The sequence below is a fragment of the Mucilaginibacter frigoritolerans genome (assembly GCF_007830615.1).
In the GTDB taxonomy this organism is placed as follows: domain Bacteria; phylum Bacteroidota; class Bacteroidia; order Sphingobacteriales; family Sphingobacteriaceae; genus Mucilaginibacter; species Mucilaginibacter frigoritolerans.
In genome coordinates this window covers 141,133-156,903 of sequence record NZ_VLLI01000013.1, presented here as the reverse complement: position 1 = coordinate 156,903, position 15,771 = coordinate 141,133, and the positions used below count along the sequence as shown (strand labels likewise).

Genomic DNA, 15,771 nt, shown 5'->3' with positions numbered 1-15,771 from the left:
GATGAGTGATAATATATTGCGGGCAGATGTCATCAATTTATGAATATAAACCACCATTAACAGATAATACCTGTCCGGTAATGTAAGCGGCATCCTTTGAAGCTAAGAAACCTACTGTATGCGCTACCTCTTCAGATGTTCCAAATCTATTTACAGGAATCATCCTTTTCAGTTCTTTTTCGTCAAGGTCACCAGTCATGTCTGTTTTTATAAAACCCGGAGCTACAGCATTTACCGTAATACCACTTCTGCCAACTTCCTGTGCTAATGCTTTGGTTGCTCCAATAACACCTGCTTTTGCAGCTGAATAATTGGCCTGGCCAGGCAAGCCTTTTAATCCTGATAAGGATACCACATTAATAATCCTCCCGTACCTGTTCATCATCATGCCATCCAATACCAAACGGGTAACAAAGAAAAAGCCCTCAAGGCTTGTTTTTATAACATTATCCCACTGTTCATCCTTCATCCATGCCATCAGGCTATCATCTTTTATACCTGCATTATTTACAAGTACTTCAATAACATGATCATTATGGTTGCTAATCCAATCACCCAGAATTTGTTTTATCTGCTCTCTTTCAGCAACATCAAACTGAAGCAATTCACCATCACCGCCATTTTCTTTAATAAGTGAAAGGGTAGTTTCTGCTTCCTGTAAATTGTTTTTATAATTTACAAGTACGAAATAACCCATTGAGGACAGTTTAACACAAACAGCCCTGCCAATACCTCTTGAACCTCCTGTAACTAAAGCGGTTTTCATTATTTAATCCTTAAATGAAATTGGAGGATGATTGATTTCCAGGTAAATTCTAACTTTTTCCATCACCTTATAATGAGGTTGATCTTCAATAAATTTAGGGAATATCTTTCTTATTTCTTTGTACAATTCAAGTGTTTGAGGCGAAAGTCTCTCCTGGCAATCTAAATAATCAATAGCTTGCACAATAGTCATTAGCTGTATTCCAATTACCGCGAATGAGTTATCAATTACTTTTTTGGTAATCAATGCCGCATTGCATCCCATGCTTACAATATCCTGATTATCATTATTATTAGGGATACTGTGTACATACATAGGGAATGATAATGTTTGATTTTCGGCTACTGTTGAAGTAGCAGTAAATTGTACACCCTGCATCCCAAAATTCAACCCTAATACACCCAGATTTACAAATGCCGGGAATTTTTGATTAAGTTTATTATTAAGCAAATAATTTAGTTGGCGTTCTGAAAGCATTGACAATTTAGTAATCGCAATTTTCAGCTTATCCATTTCTAAGGAAACATAATCACCATGGAAGTTTCCACCATGAAACACGTTATGATTAGCATGATCAATAACCGGGTTATCGTTTACCGAATTCAGTTCATTGGTAACTACTTGTTCGGCTTGTGAAATAGTATCATAAATAGGCCCTAATACCTGTGTCACGCAACGCAGGGAGTAATATTCTTGAACCTTATCTTCAAAAACCTCCATATCGATATTATCCGGGTGGTATAAATGATCGGAACGTTTCCTGATCATTTTACTTCCCTCCAGAATATCACGCATTGTTTCCGCAATCTTATTTTGACCTTTATGATGTTTTACGATATTCAATTCATGCGAAAAATGGTCATCATAAGCCTCCACAATTTCATTAGTCATTGCCGAAAACATGGCCGACCATCCCAATAGCTTTTGAGCCTGAATAATATTTACCATACCAATACCTGTCATGGCTGATGTACCATTTAAAATGGCCAATCCTTCACGCACATGAATAGCGAGTGGTTTTATTCCTAACGTTTTGAACAATTCGGCAGTCGAATGGATTTTATCTTCATAAAGTACCTCTCCCTCTCCTATCAATACCAATCCTAAATGAGCCAACTGAACTAAATCGCCACTGGCACCTACCCCACCGTGTTCAAAAATACAAGGAGTAATATTTTTATTGATGAGTTCTCTCAGTAATTCAACAACATCTGTGTGCACACCAGAATATGCTTGCATTAAGCTATTTAAGCGGGCTATCATCAACGCTTTAACCAAAATAGGCGGCAACCATGCACCACTGCCTGAACTATGACTGCGGATCAGGTTATATTGTAGCTGAAGCAGGTTTTCTTCGCTTACCTTATATTGAGCCATTGGCCCAAAACCGGTATTGATACCGTAAATTAATTTATTGGAAGAAAATTGCTGAAGAAACTGAAAATTGATTTTAACTTTTTCTAAAGCAGCGGATGGTAATGTAACTGTCTTATTATTAAATATAATGTCAGAGAAATCATCTAAAGTGAGGACGTTTTGTCCAACAGGTATCATAGGCGAAAATTTGTTTTATTTTGAATGGTAAATATAGGTTTTTAGCGAAGATTTACTAAATTAAACCCTGCGGTCAATAAATTTGATAACCTTCCGGCTGGCTTCTTTAAATTGCATTTTGTGGATTTCTTCGGCACTGATATAGTTAACATGCGGACTAACCCTTAACCTGGCCTGTAAATATGCTCTGATCCGGTTATCGCAGGCTTTACTATCATCTAAAGGCAAAATATGGATCAGCACTTCATCCATCCCAATTTCGTTAGAATACACATCCACCACAAAGTCCAATACCTCTTCCATTTCATTCAACAAATCAAACAATGCCGGTGGGTAAAGTGTAGTGCCTTTAAATTTGATCATCTGCTTTTTACGACCAATAACCGGCGATAAACGCAAACTGGTACGACCACAGGCACAGGGCTCATCGTTATACATGCAAATATCCCCTGTTTTATAGCGGAGCAATGGCATACCTTCCACACCCAACGTAGTAATGGTTACTTCGCCGGGTGTTTTTGCTGCAACAGGTTCATTGTTTTCATCAAGCAATTCAACGATTACCAGGTCTGGCTGCAAATGCCCACCTTGCCCCTCGCTACATTCGGTAAATGCTGTTTGCATCTCTGTTGAGGCATAGGTTGAATACAAATGAATATCCCATGCTTCTGTTATTTTTTTTCCAAGGATGTTATATGAAAAATCGGTATTGCGGATATTCTCTCCAATACAAATTGCTTTTTTTACAGATGAGGCATTCAGGTCAATACCGTTTTCCTGAGCAAATTTAATCAGCTTTAAAATAAAAGACGGCACAGCCACAATAGCGGTCGGCTTTAGGCGCTGAATAGTTTCCCATTGCAATGATGGCACTCCAGGTCCCAAACGGATAATACCTGCACCCAGTTTTCTCAGGCCCATATAGTATGCTATGCCCGCCATAAACTGCCTGTCGAGTGTTAGCATCAACTGGTATGTATCAGCTGCGGTACCATCGGCACACTTAAAGGAGTTATATTCGTTATCCGTTAACCGGTTAAGGTCACTTTCAGTTAAGGCTATAGTTACAGGGCTGCCTAATGTACCTGAAGTTGAAGTATACTCTACAATTTGCTGAGAGTCAACACATAAAAAATCATTATTTCTTTGCTGCAAGTCTTCCTTACTTGTGGTTGGCAACGACTGAAGATCAGCAAGCGTTCTTATAGTTGAAATATCAACCCCGTACTTTGCAAATAACTCCTTATAAAATGGCGATTTTTCCTGTAAATAGGATAACAATTCCTTTAGCTTTTGCTCCTGCGAAAGAATTGCTCTATCGATAGAAAATGATGACGTTACAGATAAACTCATATTAATTCAACAAAGAAACCAAATTTATTTAAAAAAGATAGCGATAGGTTTAGCCTATCACTATTAACATTAAAAGAAATCAGGCTAATCGTTTAATTTATATACTTTAAAAAAATCCCATATTACCTGGCATGCATTTAAGTTCCTGGTCGTTTTGCCAACTATAAATTGCGGCATAAACTGCCAGCCTCCCGGCCATGTATGTCCTCCATTGTTAATGGTATAGCCTACAACTTTTAATCCATTATTGGGGTTAGTATATTCTTCCTTAATAACACTTGTACTGTCTTTTACAGTATCGGGCAAATTGGTAATTACAGGCTTTGGATTACAACCGTCCAATTTAACCCATTTTTGAATGATCTCTTTTTGCGAATAAATCTCTCTACCAAACATTTTACCACCATTGTAGGATACAATTTTGTCTTTTGTACCGTGCATATAAATTACAGGCATAGGGCTTTCCAGATCGTATCCTTCATTTACATCCAATGATGCCGCAACAACAGCAACCGCTGCTATCCGTTTATGTAACTGGCAGGCTAATCTCGAAGTCATAAAACCACCGTTTGATATCCCGGTAACATACACCCGTTCAGCATCCACGTTATAATTTTCAATGGCATAAGTAATTAACTGATCAATAAACTTTACATCGTCAATACCTTTATTGTTCTTGCCATCGTGCCAAATGTGTTTGGAGGCCGGGCAAATCACTATAAACTTATCTTTATCGGCAATGGGCCTGAAATCTGCCAGATGGAATTGCCCTTGGGGGCTGGCAAAACCGCCGTGCAAAGAAATTATTAAAGGCATTTTATACTCCTTATTTGTTATGAATGGTACATAAGTAACAAATGATCGTTTGATGCTGTCAACCATCATATTTTCTTCTATCTGTTTAGGCTGGCTATAAGCAATAATACTGCTAAGCATAATAGTAAACGAAAAAATAAATTTCATGTAGATATTGTTTGTTAAAACATTTACGTACTAAACAGTAAAAACGTTTTCTAGCAACATAGAAACTTCACGGTGTTCATTATTAAACATATGAACACCGTGAACGCCATTAATATTAATGTACTTTAGAGCAATTGAAAATAGAATAATTTAATGCTCTATTACCATTCAAAGTAACCATTGAATTAAATACCTGCCGGAATTAATTATTTTTAATTATAGATTTACCTTTTCCACAAAAAAGCTAATTTACGCCTTAATTGTTTTTGTCTTTTATAACTTAATGTAATCTTAAAACGTACAAAAGCACAATTTGATAATTCATTTTAAACTTAATACCCCTACAATTACGTAATTATTAGTAAAATAAATTATACAACCCTGTATATTAATGATAGCTATTACCGGTAAAGTGCATATGGATATTGCGGATAAAGGTTTGCTCATTCATCAATTATTTGAAAAGCAAAAAAATACAACTCCGGATGCTATTGCCGTTATTTTAGATAATCATCAATTAACATACGGCCAATTATCTCAAAAGGCTGATAACCTTGCTAACCAAATATTAACCATTTCACCCAATTCCTTAATTGTAGGGCTAAGTACACATCGTTCCATTGAAACGATAATAAGTTTACTGGCTATTTTAAAATCAGGCAAAGCTTATTTACCGCTTGATTCTGATTATCCTCAGGATCGTTTAAAGCAAATCATTAATGACTCCGGTATTGATTTATGCCTCGCATTAACCGAACAAAAATCAACATTCAAATCATTATCCATAAAAACACTGGCAACTGATATAGAATATAATATTGCGCCAGCACCTATAGTAACAAACCAATCAGCTTGTTACGTATTATATACTTCCGGCTCAACGGGTGTTCCTAAAGGTGTATCAATGGGGCATGCAGCCATGGCCAATTTACTTTCATGGCAAAAAAAGCACTCGGCATCTGCGCCAGGTTTTAATACTTTGCAATTTGCTCCATTAACTTTCGATGTTTCTTTCCAGGAAATATTTGCTACGCTCACAACCGGTGGTACTTTAATTCTGGTTAATGACGAGATTAGGATTGATCCTTACCGTTTATTACAATATATTGATCAGCATCAGATCAACCGAATTATTTTACCATTCGTGGTATTGCAGTATTTAACAGAAGCGGCGGGCACTGAACAATACTACCCCTCTTGCCTCAAAGAAGTAATGACTTCGGGCGAACAGCTAAAGATTACACCACAAATAGTCCGTTTCTTTTCTTCCATACCAGGATGCGTTTTATTTAATCAGTATGGCCCAACAGAAACACATGTGGTAACTCAACTGACCCTGGATGGCAATCCGGGGCAATGGCCAGCATTACCTACTATAGGTATACCTATTGATGAAACGAAGATTCTGATTCTTAATAAAGATTTAAAAAAACTGCCTGATGGCGAAATAGGTGAATTATGCGTAAGCGGACGTAGTTTGGCTGATGGCTATCTGAACCACCCTGACTTAACGACTGAAAAATTTGTGGATTGGCATGAAGGTCCTGATAAAACTACACGTATTTATCGTACAGGTGATTTGGCCAGATACCTGCCCGATGGTAATATTGAATATCTCGGTCGTATTGATACACAGGTAAAAATACGCGGCAATCGGGTTGAACTTGGCGAAATTGAAATACTTATCAGTCAATTAGATGGTATTCGACAAGCTGTAGTAATTGCAAGGGAGGATTTACCTGATCAAAAACGTTTGGTAGCTTATCTGATATCAACCAAAAACGATGTCGATACTGATTTTGTACGCAAAAGTGTTACGGATAAACTGCCGGATTATATGCTTCCCTCGGCCTATGTCTGGCTCAATGAATTCCCCAAAACCACTAGCGGCAAAGTTGATAGAAAGAATTTACCCAAGCCAGATCTGAAAAGGCCCGAGCTTGATACTTTATACAAAGCTCCTTCTACTCCTATTGAAAAAAATATTAACAGTATTTGGACTGAATTGCTTTTGCTTGATAAGATTGGCGTTGATGATGACTTTTTCCTTTTAGGCGGTAATTCTCTGCTCGCCATAAAAACAGTAGCCAAATTAAAGCACCGTTTTAATATTGAAATACCTATTACCAAATTATACCAGTTCCCAACAATAAACGGGATTGCTGAATATATTGGAGAGACAAATAAAACTGCTCCTCCATTCATTGCTAAAAAGAATAAAACCCAAAATTCAGACATTGCCATTATTGGTATGGCTGGACGTTTCCCCGGAGCGAATACTTTAGACGAGTTTTGGGATCTTCTATCAAGCGGCAAAGAAACCATCAGCTTTTTTAATGATGATGAATTGGATAAATCCATCCCTTCAAACCTTAAAAATAATCCTGCCTATGTTAAAGCAAGAGGCGTTATAGATTGGGCTGATGAATTTGATGCGGAGTTTTTCGGCTTCAATCCTCGCTCTGCCGAATTAATGGATCCTCAGCAGCGCATATTTTTAGAACTGGCCTGGGAAATATTGGAAAACACAGGTTATTTGTCGCAAAGATACGATGGACAAGTAGGTGTATTTGCAGGTTGCGGATACAATACCTACTTTACCAATAACGTTTTGTCCCACCCTGATTTAGTTGAACGATACGGCGATTTCAATACCCGGTCGCTTAATGAGAAAGACTACATAGCCACACGCACCGCCTATCAGTTAAATTTAAAAGGACCTGCTGTTGCCGTTTATTCCGCATGCTCTACATCTCTTTTAGCAATTGCACAGGCAGTAAGCAGTTTAAGGGATGGGCAATGTGATATCGCTTTGGCCGGTGCAGCATCAATCACCTCACCTATAAAAAGTGGTTACTTATATGAAGAAGGTGCCATTTTAAGTAAAGATGGGCATTGCAGGCCATTTAATGCCCAAGCTAATGGAACAGTTTTTAGCGACGGTGCAGGCACCGTTCTTTTAAAAACACTGGAAGATGCCCAACGTGATGGCGATACTATTTACGCTGTAATAAAAGGCATCGGTATTAATAATGATGGTAGTGACAAAAGCAGTTTCGGCGGCCCGAGCGCACAGGGACAGGCAGGTGCAATTGCCATGGCTATGAACGATGCCGGTATTGATGCCTCCACAATAAGTTATATAGAAGCACATGGCACCGCTACCCCACTGGGCGATCCGATAGAAATTGAAGGGTTGAACCTGGCATTTGGGCATCAGAGTAATAAAAACTATTGCGCCATTGGTTCAGTAAAAAGCAATTTCGGGCATTTAACAGCAGCTTCCGGGGTTGTCGGGTTAATAAAAACAGTACTGGCAATAAATAAAAAACAAATTCCTGCCTCTTTATTTTTTGAAACCTTGAATCCTGCTATCGACTTATCTGATAGTCCATTCTATATAAATTCAGAATTAAAAGATTGGCAATCTGCCACAAAAAGACGTGCGGGTGTAAGTTCATTCGGCGTTGGCGGTACAAACGTACATGTTGTATTAGAGGAATTTAAAGCGCAAGCTGCAAAATCAGGGCCTGCAAAATCGCTAAGTCTCATTACCCTATCGGCCAAAACAGAAAACAGCCTGGTTAACTATGCTAAAAAACTGGCCAAGTTCGCTGAGAGCAGTACGAATATGAATGTGGCCGATATAGCGTATACCCTGCAAAATACCCGTGCTGACTTTAATACGAGAAGGTTTTTAATTGCTGCCAACAGCGAAGAATTATATCACCAATTAAAAAAAACACCTGAGGCCAATACAACAAAAACGCTAAGTACAAAAGCTTCCGAAATTGTATTTATGTTCCCGGGACAAGGTTCGCAATATGTAAATATGGGAAGCGAATTGTATACCAATGAGCCTGTTTTCAGAGCTGCGGTTGACGAGTGTATTGATCAGTTAAAAGATACATCCCATGCATCTATTTTAGATATCATTTACCAGACAGTAATCAATGAAGCGTCCCAGGAAAAAATCAAAAATACTTTTTATGCCCAGCCGGCTATATTTATTATGGAATATGCCATGGCTAAACTTTGGATGAGCTGGGGTATAAAACCAACTATATTTACCGGGCATAGTATTGGCGAATTTGTAGCAGCACATTTTGCAGGTGTATTCAGCTTAAAAGATGCTTTGTTTTTAATATCCACCCGTGCCAAAATGGTGAGCGAAGTGGCAAAAGGAAGCATGCTTTCGGTGAGGATTGAGGCCGACCTTCTTGCAACCATGTTACCGGACAATATTTCAATCGCCGCAATTAACGGTAATAAACTTTGCGTAATTGCTGGATCCGATGATGCAGTTGCCGAATTCTGGGCTCAGTTGGATGCCCAAAATATCCCGGCGCGTTTACTGCAAACCAGCCATGCATTTCATTCGGCCATGATGGATGAAATTGTTGCGCCTTTTGAAGCTATTGTAAAAACCGTTAAGTTAAATCCACCTGTTAAACCAATAGTATCAACCGTTACCGGCAAATGGATGAGCGAATCTGAAGCTATCGATCCTCAATATTGGGCAAAACATTTGCGCAATACGGTACGTTTTGCAGAGGCGATGGATACTTTGCAGCAAGATGAAAACAGCATTTTAATAGAGGTTGGCCCCGGTTCAATACTGGCAACTTTAGCACGGCAGCAAATCAATAATAAATCAATCGCTGTTATTCAGGGGTTTGAAAAAAGTGAAACTATAACGGAGTATTATTACGTATTAAAAGCAATGGGCCAGTTGTGGTTAAATGGCAGTGAGCCTGATTGGAAGGCTTTTTACCAAAATCAGCAACGGATAAAAGTAAATTTACCGGCCTACGCATTTGATAAAAAACGTTATTGGCTTGAGCCCAAACCCCAGGTAAATGCCACAACTATAGTACAGGAAACCAGATCTGAAAAAAAACAATCAAACTTAAACAAGAGCTTGATGAGAAGAGATGTATTAATAGAAAAATTGAAAGAGCTTTTTGAAGATGCTTCGGGTATTGAAATAGATGCAGCATCTACAGAGCTAAGTTTCATTGAAATGGGCTTTGATTCACTGCTGCTTACCCAGATAGCAACCAATCTTAGAAAAGAATTCAATGTTCAAATCACCTTTAGAAGGTTATTTGAAGAGTATAATAGCATCAAAGCATTGGCTCATTATTTAGATGCAAGTTTGCCTGCCGGTGCTTTTACAACACAAACACCAGTAGCTTACCAGGCTAACGTTTATAATTCATCAGCAGCACAAATACCCTTACAAGCAACAGGAAACCCTGCACTTGATCTCATTGCCCAGCAAATACAAATGCTGGCAGGGCAAGTGGCCTTATTACAAAATAGAAATGCACCAATAGTTCCTGTTCAGCCTTCATTTACCCCAATTACTTCAACAGACAGATCATCAGTAAATTATGATTTAACTCCCGAAGAACAGGTTGAAGCTAAAAAACCGTTTGGTGCAACCGCCCGAATTGAAAAACAGGTACAGAATTTAACTGAGAAACAGCAAAAGTTTTTAACCCAGTTAACTACGCGTTACAATAATAAAACAGTAAAAAGCAAGGAGTATACTCAAAAACATCGCGTCCATATGGCCGATCCGCGTGTAGTAAGCGGTTTCAGACCCTTAACTAAAGAAATTGTTTATCCTATTGTGGTAAATCGATCAAAAGGTAGTCGTGTTTGGGATATTGATGGCAACGAATACCTTGATGCTTTAAATGGCTTTGGCTCAAATTTTTTAGGCTATCAACCTGATGTTTTAAAACAGGCCGTTTTACAGCAGGTTGAAAACGGTTACGAAATTGGCCCGCAGCATGAACTGGCCGGCGATGTTTGTAAACTGATTTGCGAATTTACAGGCTTTGACCGTGCTGCCTTATGCAATACCGGCTCTGAGGCCGTGTTGGGCGCCATGCGTATTGCCCGCACACTAACAGGGCGGACATTAATCGTTGCTTTTGCGGGATCATATCATGGTATTAATGATGAGGTCGTTGTACGTGGAACTAAAAAACTAAAAACCATCCCCGCTGCTCCCGGCATTATGCCAGAAGTGGTACAAAACATGCTGATACTGGATTACGGTACCGATGAAACACTGAAAATAATTCAAGCGCGGGCACATGATTTAGCTGCAATATTGGTTGAACCTGTACAAAGCAGGCGCCCTGAATTTCAGCCTGTTGAGTTTTTGAAAAAAGTAAGGCAGATTACCCAAAGCTCAGGTACAGTATTAATTTTTGATGAAGTAATCAGTGGATTCCGCATGCACCCCGGTGGCGCACAAGCCATGTTCGGCATTAAGGCTGATATTGGCACTTACGGTAAAGTAATTGGCGGTGGCATGCCTATTGGCGCAATAGCAGGCACAAAACAATATATGGATGCACTGGATGGCGGTTTCTGGCAATATGATGATGACTCCCAACCAGAAGCTGGCGTAACTTATTTTGCAGGTACTTTTGTACGTCATCCATTGGCATTGGCAGCTTCAAAAGCTTCATTGCAGTATATGAAATTAAAAGGCCCAGCCTTGCAGCAAAACTTAAATTCACTCACACAATATCTTGCAAAAGAGCTAAATGCAATTTGCGAAAAGCATAGTTTACCCCTGTATATTCCCCATTTCGGTTCGTTATGGAAAATAAAATTCAAGGAAGAATTACCTTACGGCGAATTGCTGTTTACACTGATGCGAGATAAAGGTATCCACATATGGGATCTGTTCCCCTGTTTTTTGACGGAAGCACATAGCAAAGAGGATGTAAATCAAATCATCGCAAAATTTAATGAAAGTGTAGATGAACTGATAGAATCAGGCTTTTTCCCATCAGATAAGCAACAAAAAGTTATTATAAAAAAAGAAGAAGTAAATCCTTTTATGAAAGCTCCTGTTCCTGGTGCCAGGTTGGGGCGTGATCAGAATGGAAATCCCGGTTGGTTTATTAGCGATGTAAATAACCCCGGTAAATATCTACAGGTCAAAATAAATGAAAATTAATCCGGATAGCAATAGTCTGATATTTGATACCCATCCGGTTGATTTTGATCCCTTTGCAGAAACGGAACAAATACATCCGGCATCTGTCTATTCTGTGAAATCCTCTAATAAATTAGTTAGTTACACTACTTTTCCGGTTGAATTTGATCCTTTTACAGGTCCCGAAATTTCATCTATTGCACCTGTTACTGAATCACAGGCAGAAATATGGGCCTCCTGCCTTATTGGTGGCCATGATGCCAATTGTGCTTACAATGAAAGCTTTTCGCTGGCGTTAACCGGGCATCTGGATAAAAATGCCTTGATGAATGCGCTGCTTGATGTAATGCAGTTACATCAAGCACTAAGCTCAACATTTAGCGCCGATGGCCAAAATAGTTTTATATCAAAAGAATTATTACTTGATGTTGATTATAAAGATATTTCAACCCAAGCCAAAGAGGCTCAGGAATATTTTATAAACAATTTTAATAAGCAAGTGGCCGTTACTTCATTTGACCTGGTAACCGGACCGCTTTTTAAAACATCATTATTCAAACTAGCAGATACAGAATACCTTTTAACGTTTGTTGCCCATCATATTATTTGCGATGGATGGTCAATCGGTATCATTATGCAGGATCTGAGTACCCTTTACACAGCTTATGCCCAAAATAAACAAGTTCCCAAAATAGATGCTCTCCGTTTTAGTGACTATGCCAAAGAACAATTAACATTTGAACAAACAAAAGCTTATCAGGAAACAGAAAAGTACTGGCTTGAACATTTTAAAGGAAGTAATCACCTGTTAAACTTACCGGTTGATTATCCCCGTCCTGCCACCCATACCTATAAAAGCCATCGTTTAGATCTGGTTTTAGATGGAAACTTAACCAATGAAATAAAAAAATTGGGTAAAACAACCGGCAGTGGTTTTATAACCACTATGATGGCTGCATTCGAAATATTTTTAAAGCAACTAACCGGCCAGGACGAAATCATTTTAGGTTTGCCAACGGCGGGGCAATCGGCTACAGGAAATTTCAGGTTGGTTGGTCACTGCGTCAACCTACTGGCATTAAGAAGTTTCCCAAAAGGCGATATTTCTTTTAACACTTATCTAAAGCAACGAAAAACAGAAATACTGGATGCTTATGATCATCAGCAATATACCTTTGGGAGCTTGCTTAAAAAGCTAAACATTCCCCGAGATACCTCTCGTGTGCCTTTGGTACCGGTAATGTTCAATATAGATATGGGATTGGATAATGATGTCAATTTTTATGGATTACAATATCAATTAATCAGCAATCCCCGCGAATATGAAAATTTCGAGCTATTCCTAAACATTGCCGGGCAAAATGAATCACCAACACTTGAGTGGTCATACAACACCCAATTATTTAAAACTTCAACCATTATAAAAATGATGGAAAGTTTTGAGTTTTTGTTGCGCGAACTGGTAAACAATCCCGAAATGCTGATAGGGCACATTCCGGCATCAGACTCAGCCGAAATACAATTACAAGTAGATAGCTGGAACAATACAGAATACCCCTACCCTGCAAATGTGGCACTCCACTCATTAATAAGCGAACAGGCAGCAAAGGTACCTCTTCAAACAGCCGTAACTTTTAGTGAGCATAAAATCAGTTATAAGACCCTGAACGAAACAGCCAATCAGCTGGCAGCATTTCTTATTGAAAAGAGCATAAAAAAAGGAGATAAAGTAGCTCTGGCACTTGATAGGACAATTGAAATGATCGTTTCGCTGATGGCCATAATGAAAGCCGGAGGTGTCTATATTCCACTTGATCCTCAGTTCCCTATCGATCGCATTAATTACATGCTTGATGATTCGCAAGCCATTGTATTACTAACATCGCAGAAATATAAAGGTGAATATCAGTCAAAAGCACAGGAATTAATTATTGAAGATATCTGGCCTTATCTTCCTCACTACCCCATAACCAATCCGGATATTAAAGTGAATGGGGATGATTTGCTTTACATTTTATACACCTCTGGTTCAACAGGAATGCCCAAAGGTGTACAAATTGCGCATTACAATCTGGTTAACTTTTTAATCAGTATGCAAAGGGAACCAGGTATTGCGGCAAGCGACAAGTTACTTGCTGTTACCACCATCAGCTTTGATATTGCCGGCCTGGAACTCTTTTTACCTCTAATAAGCGGTGCTGAAATAATCCTTGCAGATACTGCTTCTTCAAAAGACGGACGGGTTTTGCTTGATATAATAAAAAAAGAGAAAGTAACCCTTATGCAGGCTACACCTTATACCTGGCGCATTTTGCTTGAAGCCGGGTGGGACAGTAAAAGTCCATTTAAAGTAATTTGCGGTGGCGAGGCACTCCCTGCAGAACTGGCAAATAGGATCTTAAATACGCAATCTATTTTATGGAATGTTTATGGGCCTACGGAAACTACAGTATGGTCGACTGCCAAAGAGATCACTACTGCAGACAAAGCTATCTCCATTGGCCGCCCCATTAATAATACTTCCATTTATATTCTTGATGAATTCTTAAGGCCCATTGCTCCAGGTATTGCAGGAGAAATATATATAGGAGGAGATGGTGTGGCAAAAGGATATTTAAACAGGCCAGAGCTTACGGCTGAAAAATTTGTTAATGATCCATTCTCAAAAATCCCAGACAGCAAAATGTACCGTACCGGTGATCTGGGCAAATTTATGTCAAATGGTGAAATTGAATGTCTTGGCCGTATAGATTCGCAGATTAAAATACGGGGTTACCGTATAGAAACAGGAGAAATTGAGTTTCATCTATCAAAAATCAAGGATATAAAAGAAGCAGTTGTAATAACCCTTCCTGATCAGAATGGTATAGATAAACTGGTTGCCCTTGTGGTTACCTGTATTGAAAATTCTATCAGTCAATCGCAAATACAAAACTGGAAAACAATTCTTAAAAAAAGCCTGCCGGATTATATGGTGCCCGATGGTTTTATAAATATCCAGTCAGTACCTTTAACCTCAAATGGTAAAATTGATAAAAAGGCATTGGCAAAACATGCTTTACCAGCAGCTGATGAAAAAAGCATATACCTCGCCCCGCGCACCGATATTGAAAAACTGATTGCTGAAATCTGGATAGAGTTTTTAAAAATTGAAAGAGTAAGTGTCCATGATAATTTTTTTGAACTGGGTGGGCATTCTCTTATTGCACTACAGGTAATGACCCGTATTGAACTCAAAACTGGAAAACGTTTACCCCTTGCTACACTTTTTGAAAATCCAACTGTAGAAAAGCTGACTCAGTTGCTTGAGCCTGGGGCAATACCAATTACCTGGAATTCATTGGTACCCATAAAGCCCAAAGGTAATAAAATGCCATTATACATGGTGCACGGAGCGGGGCTTAATGTGTTATTATTTAACACGCTGGCCATGCATATGGCTGATGACCAGCCGGTTTATGGCCTACAGGCAAAAGGCTTGGATGGCATTGAAGAGCCCTTGGAAAGCATTGAGGCTATTGCTGCCCATTACATTAAAGAAATTACCCAACAAAACCCTACAGGCCCTTATGCTTTGGCAGGATATTCTTTTGGAGGGATCATTGCTTATGAAATGGCCCGTCAATTAGAAGCATCAGGCAAAGAGGTAAAAATGCTAGCTATGTTTGATACATATGCCTATCGATCACCGCACTTTGATCCTCCTCTAATTAAAATGTATAAAAAAGCCCGTTTTTTTAAAGATAAAGTACTTTATACATTCAAATTTGAAAATGGCATTAAAGGGTTAAATGACAGAGCCAGATCAATAAAAAGAAAAATCATCCGGGCTTATTGGGACTTGCGCTACGGCAAAGACCAAAAACATGCCGGATTTTTTGGCTATTCTAACAAAGTCGACAAGATGAATGAATACGCTGGAAGACACTATCTGCTAAAACCTTATAATATTGAAGTGGAAGTGTTCAGAGCTGAAAAACCAACATTCTATATGGATGATTTTGAGTACCTGGGTTGGAAATCGTATGCGCTAAAAGGAGTTAACATTCACAACATCCCCGGCGAACATAATACCATTTTTAAAGCTCCAAATGATAAACTATTTGCAGAAGTATTGCAGAAATGCCTGGATGCAGCTATTAATAAATAAACTTATATTCTTTTACCC

6 protein-coding genes are annotated in these 15,771 nt (G+C 38.8%); 2 read left to right on the top strand and 4 right to left on the bottom strand.

Annotated elements, in window-relative coordinates; genetic code table 11:
• Nucleotides 1-37: 37 nt before the first annotated feature.
• The 4 genes from fabG to JN11_RS20080 form a co-directional block, all read right to left on the bottom strand.
• Nucleotides 38-766, bottom strand: coding sequence for a 3-oxoacyl-ACP reductase FabG (gene fabG / locus JN11_RS20095; RefSeq protein ID WP_144915484.1), 729 nt, complete (start codon nucleotides 764-766; stop codon nucleotides 38-40).
• 3 nt (nucleotides 767-769) lie between these two features.
• A complete protein-coding gene (locus JN11_RS20090; RefSeq protein WP_144915482.1) occupies nucleotides 770-2,320 on the bottom strand; it encodes an HAL/PAL/TAL family ammonia-lyase in 1,551 nt (516 codons plus the stop codon).
• A 60-nt stretch (nucleotides 2,321-2,380) separates the two neighbouring features.
• The gene (locus JN11_RS20085) at nucleotides 2,381-3,673 is read right to left on the bottom strand and encodes a phenylacetate--CoA ligase family protein (protein WP_144915481.1); all 1,293 of its coding nucleotides are present in this window, start codon (nucleotides 3,671-3,673) and stop codon (nucleotides 2,381-2,383) included.
• Between the two features lie 84 nt (nucleotides 3,674-3,757).
• Nucleotides 3,758-4,636, bottom strand: coding sequence for an alpha/beta hydrolase family esterase (locus tag JN11_RS20080; protein ID WP_144915479.1), 879 nt, complete (start codon nucleotides 4,634-4,636; stop codon nucleotides 3,758-3,760).
• A 391-nt stretch (nucleotides 4,637-5,027) separates the two neighbouring features.
• On the opposite strand from JN11_RS20080, the gene JN11_RS20075 reads away from it, so the two are divergent.
• On the top strand, nucleotides 5,028-11,624 hold the full coding sequence (locus JN11_RS20075; protein ID WP_144915477.1) for a polyketide synthase: 6,597 nt from the start codon (nucleotides 5,028-5,030) through the stop codon (nucleotides 11,622-11,624).
• Nucleotides 11,614-15,753: a non-ribosomal peptide synthetase gene (locus JN11_RS20070; protein ID WP_144915475.1), complete on the top strand. Its 4,140-nt coding sequence runs from the start codon at nucleotides 11,614-11,616 to the stop codon at nucleotides 15,751-15,753. The genes JN11_RS20075 and JN11_RS20070 overlap by 11 nt, the downstream gene beginning before the upstream one ends.
• Nucleotides 15,754-15,771: the final 18 nt, after the last annotated feature.